The organism is Synechococcus sp. H70.1, from assembly GCF_047502705.1.
Taxonomy (GTDB): domain Bacteria; phylum Cyanobacteriota; class Cyanobacteriia; order Thermostichales; family Thermostichaceae; genus Thermostichus.
In genome coordinates this window covers 1-8365 of the sequence record NZ_JANSIV010000118.1, presented here as the reverse complement: position 1 = coordinate 8365, position 8365 = coordinate 1, and the positions used below count along the sequence as shown (strand labels likewise).

The 8365-nt window shown below is 59.4% G+C and carries 10 protein-coding genes and 2 pseudogenes; 3 read left to right on the top strand and 9 right to left on the bottom strand.

The features are described 5' to 3' along the window. The 3 genes and pseudogenes from NW827_RS08490 to NW827_RS08480 form a co-directional block, all read right to left on the bottom strand. Nucleotides 1–240 (bottom strand): annotated as a pseudogene (locus NW827_RS08490) (SDH family Clp fold serine proteinase); the annotation flags it as partial. A gap of 111 nt (nt 241–351) precedes the next feature. Then, on the bottom strand, nt 352–1242 hold the full coding sequence (locus NW827_RS08485) for a hypothetical protein (RefSeq protein WP_414404433.1): 891 nt from the start codon (nt 1240–1242) through the stop codon (nt 352–354). Nucleotide 1243: 1 nt separating this feature from the next. After that, on the bottom strand, nt 1244–2215 hold the full coding sequence (locus NW827_RS08480) for a fatty acid desaturase (protein WP_414404432.1): 972 nt from the start codon (nt 2213–2215) through the stop codon (nt 1244–1246). A gap of 329 nt (nt 2216–2544) precedes the next feature. Between NW827_RS08480 and psaK the strand changes: the two genes are divergently transcribed. Both psaK and NW827_RS08470 read left to right on the top strand, forming a co-directional pair. After that, entirely contained in the window at nt 2545–2790 is a 246-nt protein-coding gene (gene psaK, locus NW827_RS08475; RefSeq protein WP_414361607.1) for a photosystem I reaction center subunit PsaK, read from the top strand. 132 nt (nt 2791–2922) lie between these two features. Then, nucleotides 2923–3054 (top strand): photosystem II reaction center protein K, encoded by a 132-nt coding sequence (locus NW827_RS08470; RefSeq protein ID WP_414404446.1) that lies wholly within the window; start codon nt 2923–2925, stop codon nt 3052–3054. A gap of 97 nt (nt 3055–3151) precedes the next feature. On the opposite strand, the gene NW827_RS08465 is transcribed toward NW827_RS08470, so the two are convergent. Further along, entirely contained in the window at nt 3152–3646 is a 495-nt protein-coding gene (locus NW827_RS08465; protein ID WP_414361609.1) for a DUF3611 family protein, read from the bottom strand. A gap of 139 nt (nt 3647–3785) precedes the next feature. Continuing rightward, nucleotides 3786–4187, bottom strand: coding sequence for a DUF4168 domain-containing protein (locus NW827_RS08460; RefSeq protein WP_414361610.1), 402 nt, complete (start codon nt 4185–4187; stop codon nt 3786–3788). 249 nt (nt 4188–4436) lie between these two features. Here NW827_RS08460 and bchI point away from each other — a divergent pair, with 249 nt between their 5' ends. Continuing rightward, complete coding sequence (gene bchI / locus NW827_RS08455; protein WP_414361612.1) at nt 4437–5495, top strand: magnesium chelatase ATPase subunit I; 1059 nt, start codon at nt 4437–4439, stop codon at nt 5493–5495. A gap of 41 nt (nt 5496–5536) precedes the next feature. On the opposite strand, the gene NW827_RS08450 is transcribed toward bchI, so the two are convergent. From NW827_RS08450 to NW827_RS08435, 4 genes and pseudogenes are all read right to left on the bottom strand, one after another. Further along, entirely contained in the window at nt 5537–6145 is a 609-nt protein-coding gene (locus tag NW827_RS08450) for a cofactor assembly of complex C subunit B (protein WP_414404431.1), read from the bottom strand. 102 nt (nt 6146–6247) lie between these two features. Next, the gene (locus NW827_RS08445; RefSeq protein ID WP_414404430.1) at nt 6248–6784 is read right to left on the bottom strand and encodes a thermonuclease family protein; all 537 of its coding nucleotides are present in this window, start codon (nt 6782–6784) and stop codon (nt 6248–6250) included. A 101-nt stretch (nt 6785–6885) separates the two neighbouring features. Beyond that, entirely contained in the window at nt 6886–8040 is a 1155-nt protein-coding gene (locus NW827_RS08440; protein WP_414361618.1) for a homocysteine biosynthesis protein, read from the bottom strand. 74 nt (nt 8041–8114) lie between these two features. After that, nucleotides 8115–8365 (bottom strand): annotated as a pseudogene (locus tag NW827_RS08435) (3',5'-cyclic-AMP phosphodiesterase); the annotation flags it as partial.

Here is an 8365-nt window from a genome sequence, read left to right as displayed (position 1 = left end):
TCAGTAGCCAGCACCAGGCCGCCAGGGGTGTGCAGAATTCAATCGGGGTGTTGGGCGGAGTGAGGCGGATTGCCCGCAGCACCTGCTCTGAGTCCTCGATGCTGATGTAGCGGGAAACTGGGTGATCGACTCCTGCCGGTGGATAAGCAGAATCACTCGGCTGCCTCGCTTTTGCTCCAACTCCCGAATGGCCAGAAAGCGCCGCAACTCTTGGACATGACGGTTCGGCAGAGGTTGCAAAGAGCTGAAGATTAAAAAAATCCAAAAGAGGCTGCCCCAGTCCCCTTTCCACCTCCTCCTGCTAGCATTATCAAGAGCATAGCGAGCCTCGGCCCTTACCTCTGACGAACCTCAGGGATCAGCCTCAGAGGGAGCAAACCAGCGATCCAGAGCCTGTAGCAGATCGGGAACCGCAGTCTGCGCGATCCAAGCCTGGATGTAGGCCCGTTGCTCCGCCAAGTTCTCAAGGCAGCCCAGCTTTTGCATGGCGGCGAGGCGACTCTCTGCCTCGGCACGGTTGATTTGTAGATCCAGCCGTTGGTCGGGGGTGAGGGGATACTCTGTCTGGGCTAACAGGTGGTCGGCCACCATCATCAATAGCAAAGGTCCCGCCACTTCCACCTGAGGCTCGGTTTCCCCCTCAACCTCGGTGGCGGCCAGAGCCCCCCAATCTTCGAGATCTTGAGCCAGATCCTGGCCCAGTTGCAGCAGCTCCTCCGTCGAGACAGCCTGCAGCGCCGTCTCAGCAGCCGTCCGCAGCGGCTCTAGGGAAACCCCATGGCTGGTGGCTAGTTCGGCCAGGGCCTGTTCCCATTGCTCCCGTTGGGCTTGCAACGCCGCTTTCTCTTCCGGAGAAAAATCCAGCCGCTCCAGCAACACCTGCAAAGCCACAGCTGCCACCAACAGCGGCGGGAAGCGCAGCAGGGTAGAGGCAGATCCCACCTGGTCCAGGAAAGCCTCCACGTCGGGGCCAGACCCCCTGTCCAGCAAGTCCTGCAGGTAGGCCAGCACCTGCGGCAGCGGGGTCAATCTCAAGATCCCTCGCACCTGGGCTTGCAACTCAGCCGGGATCCCAAGGGCTTGCAGTTGGGCTTCGGCTTGCGCTCGCGCCTCGGCAACCAGTTCTGGCAGATCTGCTGGGGCCTGCCCAGCCTCTACCCAGGCTTGGCTGGAGTCCTGCAGCAAGCTGGCTGCCTCAACAAACAGCAGCAACTGAGGGATCCGCAGCGTGGGCAAGACCATCTCAATCGGCCTCTTCGCCAAGCTGGGGAAGAGATGGCGCCGCGGCTGACTCGCGCGGGGCAACTGCAGGGGCGGGCTTGTGCCAGTGGAGGCCAATCAGTGCGTCGTAGACAAAGCTCCAAAACTCACCCTTTCGCCAGATGCCCAGCGTTTGCTGGCAGTTGCGCGCATCCAACTCCGGCTTAGCCACCCAGTAGGCCGCCTGATACTTGTACCAAGGAACCGAGGGCCAGAGGTGGTGAATGAGATGGTAGTTCTGTCCCAACAGGAGAATGTTGGCTAGCCGGCTAGGGTAGACCCTAGCGTTGTACCACCGCTCTTGAGATTGAAAGGGGCGATGGGGCAGGTAGTCGAAAAACAAGCCCAACAGAAACCCCATGAGAAAGGCGGGGGGCAGCCAGTAGTTCATGATGTAGTCGGTGTAGCCAAAGTGGAAGGCCAGCGCAAACGTTAAGACCACCACCAGTCGACTGAGAGCCCACTCCAGCAGATCCCAGCGGCCTTTGCGCCAGAGCTGCCGCTTGAAGAAAAACACCTCGTGGTAGAAGAAGCGCGGCGCAATTAGCCACAGTGGCCCCCCCGTGGAGACGTAGTGATCCGGATCGTTTTCAGGATGGTTGACGTGGGCATGGTGCTGCATGTGCACCCGCTTAAAGACAGGGTAGACAAAGCCCTGCAACAGAGCAGAGCCATGTCCCATAGCCTCGTTCAGCCAGCGGTTGCGGTGGGCGGAGCCGTGGGAGGCATCGTGGATTACTGTGCCCAGCACGTAGAGGGCAACAAAGTTAAGCCAGAACACCAGCCAGTGGGGCCAATGCCAAAAGGCATACCCGCAAAAGCAGGCAGCTGAGAGCGCCACCGAGCCCAAAAACATCAGCAGGGTGGGATTCCAAAATTCCGACGGCGGCCCCAGCAGCTCACGGGGTAAGGTGAAAGGCCCGGAGTTCAGTTGCGAAGTCGCAGCAGCAGTCATCGGCAGCCATCCTTAGGTGTGCACAGCGCAGACGACGGGGATGGTTGAAGACAACCCCTCGAAGTCATCACACCAAACGGGAGCGATAAGCTTTGTTAACTTTCGTTAGTATACGGCACAGATCTGCCCGGCTTGTCCCCCCAGGTCGGATTTCCTTGCCAACTCTAGCTGCAGCCGACAGGGATCCCCCTGCCCAGGAGGTGAGGGCTGCTGTGAGGTTTTGTTGCAGCTTCTGTTGCAATTCATGTGCAGATCGGGGGGGATCCCCTTAAGCACTGCAGAGTGAGGATAATCTAGGGGTCGGTTAAGCTGAGCCGAGGAGGAAAACCATGCTACCCGTTGTTGCCCCGTTGGCCATGACTGCTCACACTAGCCCCTGGTCGCCCCTGAGTGCGGTGATCATTCTGCTCTGCACAGGCTTGGCTTACCTAAGCTTCAAGTCCTCTTCGGGAGTTGCTTCAGAAACTGGACCGGTGCTGGGGATGACTTGGCCAGAAGTACTGGGGGTGGCCAGCTTTGGTCATCTGCTAGGCGTGGGGGTAATCTTGGGCCTCTCCAACATGGGAGTTCTCTAAGTTACATTTCTTGACCTTGGCCAAGATCCGGAGCCAGAAGTGTTAAACTCTCTGTCAACTCAGACATTCTGAGCAAACTTAGTTTCTCTCGCCCCACTTCCTTACTTGCTGAGGGTTGGTGTCATGCCTGCGATGGTGCTCCTCCTGGCTGCTTTGCCAGAAGGATATGAGTTGTTCGACCCACTGATTGATATTTTGCCGATTATCCCAGTTTTGTTTTTCCTGCTGGCCTTTGTCTGGCAGGCGGCGGTGGGCTTTAAGTAAAGCCCTGGTTATCTGGGATCGGTAATTCTCGGCTGCTCCAATGCTGTTGCTTGCCCCTCTTGCGCTGGCAGGGGGGCTTAATGGGCCTTCAAGGGGGCTAGAGATCGCGGTCAAGGACACCGGTAATCCAGAGCACTCCTGCTAAGCAGACGAAGTGGGCAAAAGTAACGTTGATATTGGCAGCTAGCAGTAGTACACCCGTTACCTGGTTGGCCTGGGTGCGGGAAAAAATGCGTGCCAACAGCTCGCCTACCTGGGCCTCCATGCCAATCAAAGCTAGGAAAGCGCCAATTAGGCTGATGTAGGTAACCAACTGCAATTGCTGGGGCAGATTCAATTGGCCCAGGGCATCAGCAGAAGCCGAACGGCGCTCTGCGTGCAGTAAGTAGCGCCAGTTAAAGAAGAGACCGGCCGCTAAGGTAAGCAGGGTAAGCAGAGTAAACCAGAAGGCAATAATGGCCCCCAGCGAGTCATCTCGATAGACGGTATTTTGGCCGATTAAAAAACCTAGCCACAGCAGCAGGGCTGTCGCTCCCAAAATGGCCTGAAACCAAAACCCAAAGCGGCGCGTCAAGCGCAAGCGAGACCGCATGCGCTCAACTGTTGCCCCTCCTAGCGGCGACCTGGGCTCGTTCATTCCTTTTAACTCCGCTCTCTAAGGCCAAACACCGATCTTCGCTTCCAGCCTACCCCCATCCTCTGTCCGCCGTCACATCTGCAGGGCTCCAAGGCTAGGGCTTGGGGCTGGGATCCTCACTTTGCAGACGCAGAATTTCCGCCTCGATGCGCTGTTTGAGCTCTTTTCCTTCCTCAGAGCGAATCCACAAGGTGATGCGGTTGTACTCCGACACGCTCATGCCATGGCGGGTGATGATCTCGGTGGCGGTGCGAATGAACTCCCGCCGGATTTGATCCTTGGTGGCTGGATCGTCGGTAACCCGAGAGCGCTGCTGGGCCTCCTGCCGGTGGGGCTCCATCTCTAGGACAATGCGGGCATACTTGGTAACCTGGTCATCGGTCAGAGCTAGGGAGGGGGCAGGGGTTTGGGCTAGAGCAAGGGAAACCCCCACCAGCGGGATCCAGGTACAAGCCCAGATCAAGCCCACCAGCCCTTTTTGAGCCACGCTTGACATCGAGAACGCCGTCCACTCTCTCCGACCTGCTGGATCAACCACTGCTACTGACTCCCCACCCAATTCCCCTGTTGCCGGTGTCTCTGGGACCTTCTCCTATGTAGCTTTTGCTTGCGCCCTGCTTCAAGCCACCCCGGCACCTACTCCCTTTGACCCAAAAGTGGCCTTGAGGTTCCTGCTCCAGCCTTGAACAGCCCAGAAAGGGTTGGCCTCTGGGATAATGGGGGTAGATTGCTGGTGGTTGCCTTTATGAACTTGGAACGTCGCCCGGTTTTCCCTTTCACGGCCATCGTTGGTCAGGAAGAAATGAAGCTGGCCCTGCTCCTCAATGTCATCGATCCCCGCATCGGCGGCGTGCTGATCATGGGGGATCGGGGCACGGGCAAATCCACCACCATCCGCGCCTTGGCCGATCTCCTGCCCCAGATTGAGGTCGTCAAGGGGGATCCCTTCAACAGCCACCCGCGGCAGCGGGACCTCATGAGTGATCAGGTGTGGGAGCGCCTGCAGGCGGGAGAAACCCTAGAAACCACCTGGATCCAGGTGCCGATGGTGGATCTGCCCTTGGGGGCCACGGAAGACCGGGTCTGCGGCACGCTGGATATCGAGCGAGCCCTCTCCCAGGGGGTGAAGGCCTTTGAGCCGGGGCTGTTGGCTAAGGCCAACCGGGGCATCCTCTACGTGGACGAGGTGAATCTCTTAGACGACCACCTGGTGGACGTGCTGCTGGATGCAGCGGCCTCTGGCTGGAACACAGTTGAGCGGGAAGGCATTTCCATTCGCCACCCGGCCCGCTTTGTGCTGGTGGGATCCGGCAACCCCGAGGAAGGGGAGCTGCGCCCCCAACTTTTGGATCGCTTCGGCATGTTTGTCCGCATCGAGACGGTGCGGGATCCGGCCCTGCGGGTACAGATTGTCGAAGAGCGCAGCCAGTTCGACGCCGATCCCCAGGCCTTCCTAGCCAAATACGCCGACGCCCAGCAGCGCCTGCGGCAGCGCCTTGAAAATGCCCAACACCTCTTGCCGCAGGTGGTGCTTGATCCTGAATTGCGCCTGAAGATTTCCGGGGTGTGTGCGGCGCTGGAAATAGACGGGCTGCGGGGAGATATCGTTACCAACCGGGCGGCCAAGGCTCTGGCAGCTCTGGAAGGGCGTACTGAAGTGACTGTTGCCGATATTCGCCGGGTCATCACCTTGTGTCTGCGCCACCGCCTGCGTAAGGATCCTCTGGAAACCATCGACTCCGGCTACAAGGTTGAGAAGGCCTTTAGCGAGGTGTTTCAGGTAAGCCTGGAAAGCGCCGCCTAGCTGAAACCACTCCCAGCCCCTCTCCCTGAGGGAGAGGGAAGTTAGGCAAACAGAGTTTCTAGTTTGTCGGCAATGGCGGCAACCCAGGCCCGCTCCTGGCGGCTAAAGCTGCGAGGGGTGTCGCTGCCCAAGAGGAGACATCCCTTTTGGCCAATGGGCTGGCAGAGAACTGCCTGGGAGCCGGGAGGCAACAGGCCTTCGAACTCGGCCCGGGCTGGGAAAAATCTCAGATCCCCCAAATAGACCGGCTGCCCCGTCTCCAATACCTGCTGCAGGGTGCCTTGGGGGCGGATGGCAGGCAACTGGCCAGGGTTAGCCAGAATCCCCCGCTGCAATAGGGTGCGCCCCCCCACCCAGATCACTACTGTGCGGGCAGCCGTGGTGCTAAGGAGGGTGTGGGAGGCCCAGGCCAGCTCCAGTTTTTCCCTCTCGGAAAGAGCCGGATCCCAGTCGCAGCCTGGACTTCCCTGCAGGGGGGCTGCTTGCGGAGGACGGGGCTGGATCTGCTGCCACAAAAGGCCAGTTAGGATCAAAATAGCGCTGAGGAGGATCCCCAAGGCATCGGAGCGAGCCTGGCTGGCCAGGAGCTCCGGTGTAAACGCCAGCCGGTTAATGACCAGAAGGGTGCTGCCCAAAAGGCCTGCTAGCAACGGCAGCCGCCTCAGCCAGCGGTTGGGATCTTGCCTCGATTTAACCCTCAAAGCAGGCAGGGGTATTTGAGCGCTAACTCCAGTCTAGAGCAACCCAAGGCATTAGAGGCGGCTCCAGATGCCAAGGCGCTCTTGGCGAGCTTTCTTTTCCAAGCCGCGGAAGTAGCTGTCATATTTGATGTTGGGACTGTAGGGGAGGATGCGGGCTAGGCCATTGCGTACGAGTAGAGCGTTCATCTGCTGGCCCTCCAGCCAGACGTAGGCCTCCACCGGGCCGGTGGCATCGACGTTGCGCAGCAGCTTATCCCCCTCCAGCTTGACCGTGCGGCGGAGGATGCGCTCGCGCATCAGCTCAATAGCTTGCTGGTAAAAGGGATCCTCCTCCGGGCTGAGGCCCTGGATCCCGGCCAAGCGGACCAGGCGCAGTTTTTGCTCCCCCTCGATTTGCACCACCAGCGTGTGGCCATTCACCACCCTCACCACCACTGCCGCGGGGTAGCGATCGAAATAGTGGTTGTCGAAGTAGAAGGGGGTATCAGGCACCACTCGCCGCTCCCCCAATCCGTGGCCAGGAAGGATGGGCAGGGCCAGGAGCCATCCCAACACCGCCGAGCCAAAAGCAATACGCCGGAACCTCATCTTCTCCCCCTAGGGATCCCCTTCTCCCCTAGGGCGTAATGGTAGCGGCAACTCCCTGGAAGACAACCCCTTGCAAGGGCTCCAAGGGCCAGTTTTGGAGATTATGAACGAGGGTTCTGGGCGAGCAACTCCCGATCCAAGGGCAGAGGGGCAACCGGCTGGGTGAGAGTAAACTGGCCGCTGACAATCCACTGTTTAAGGATCTCGGCAACTTGCATTGAGCGGCGCAGGCTGGCCAGGGGAGCAGTGCGCACCTTGCGGCCATTGAGGACAATGTAGCCAGATTTAAGCTGGGCATAGCTCACCAGGCCAAAGGTAGGCCGCACTCGCCGGGGGATAGAAAAGTCAATCACCGGCGCTACTAGTTCCTCATCCCGGATAGCAATGGGCTCCAGATCGCGGGGGGAAAGGATGGGGATGGGGATCCCCACCCCTAACATCAAGCTGGGGCCGTAGTTGCGGAAGTAGCAGCCCCGCACCCACTCGGCTTGCATCTGTTTGGCGTCGCCAATGAGGGCCAAGGTGGCTGCAGGGCCGATGGGGGTTTGGTTGGGCAGCCGTTTTTGCAGCGGGAAGTGTTGGGTGCCTTCCCAAGCTACATAGCCGATGCCCCCTCCTAGGAAGATGCGGCTGCCAATCCCCACCCGGCGCAAGAGGGGATCATTGAGCAGGGGGCAAAGCTCACCAGGATTGGAATAGACGGCATTGCCCAGGTTGGGTTCCAACAGGCCCAAATAGGTGTACAGGGGCCGATCGCCACCGTTGACGCCAACAATGAAGTTTTGGTAGGCGTTGCGGGGGTTGAACAGGTAGAACTGGTTGAGCTGATCCCGTGTCAGAGTGGTCTCGTAGTCGGCGCGGGGATAGCAGTCGGTTACCTGGCCGATGGCCCGCAGGTGCACCCGCTTGCCGGCCACCAGATCGGCGATGACGTGGCCGCCCCCATAGGGGTGCTCGGCTTGCTCACTGGGCTGGGCCGCCCCAATGTAGAGATCGACAGCCCCAAAGCCGGCATAGGCTGGCACCCCGTTTAACCAGGCCTGGCGAATCTTAATGGGCGGATCCGTATGGCCCAGGTTGAGGATTGCCCCCGACGACTCCATTGGCTCAAAGGTACCGGTGGTTACCACATCCACCTGCTCAAAGGCCTCCTCAAGGCTAAGGGTGGTCAGCTTGGCTTTCGCTTCCAGAGCCGTCCACACCCGCACCTGCCCTTGGACAATGCGCCGATTAATTTCCGCCAGCGTTCTCTCCATTGCCTCCCAAAAAATGGCGACCAATAGTCCGGGTAGACTCCTGCCAGCTGAGAAGCTAGGGTAGCTTGGACCCCTCAGTACCCCTTCAGGGCTAGGTTGGGCGTTTGCAAGGCGGCTTCTACTCGCTGCACCTGGGTTTTGAAGCTGCCATCCGGCTCCAGCCATATCTGTCGCAGGGCTGGAGGGATCACCTCCAGAGCAAACTGAGCGCTCTTGGGGAGAAATTGCACACAGGTGGAGGGGCAGGCAAAGTAATCAACCCCCTGGCGGCGGCAGTGCAGCTCTTGATGAATGTGGCCAAAGAGCACCAGGCGGATGTGGTCGA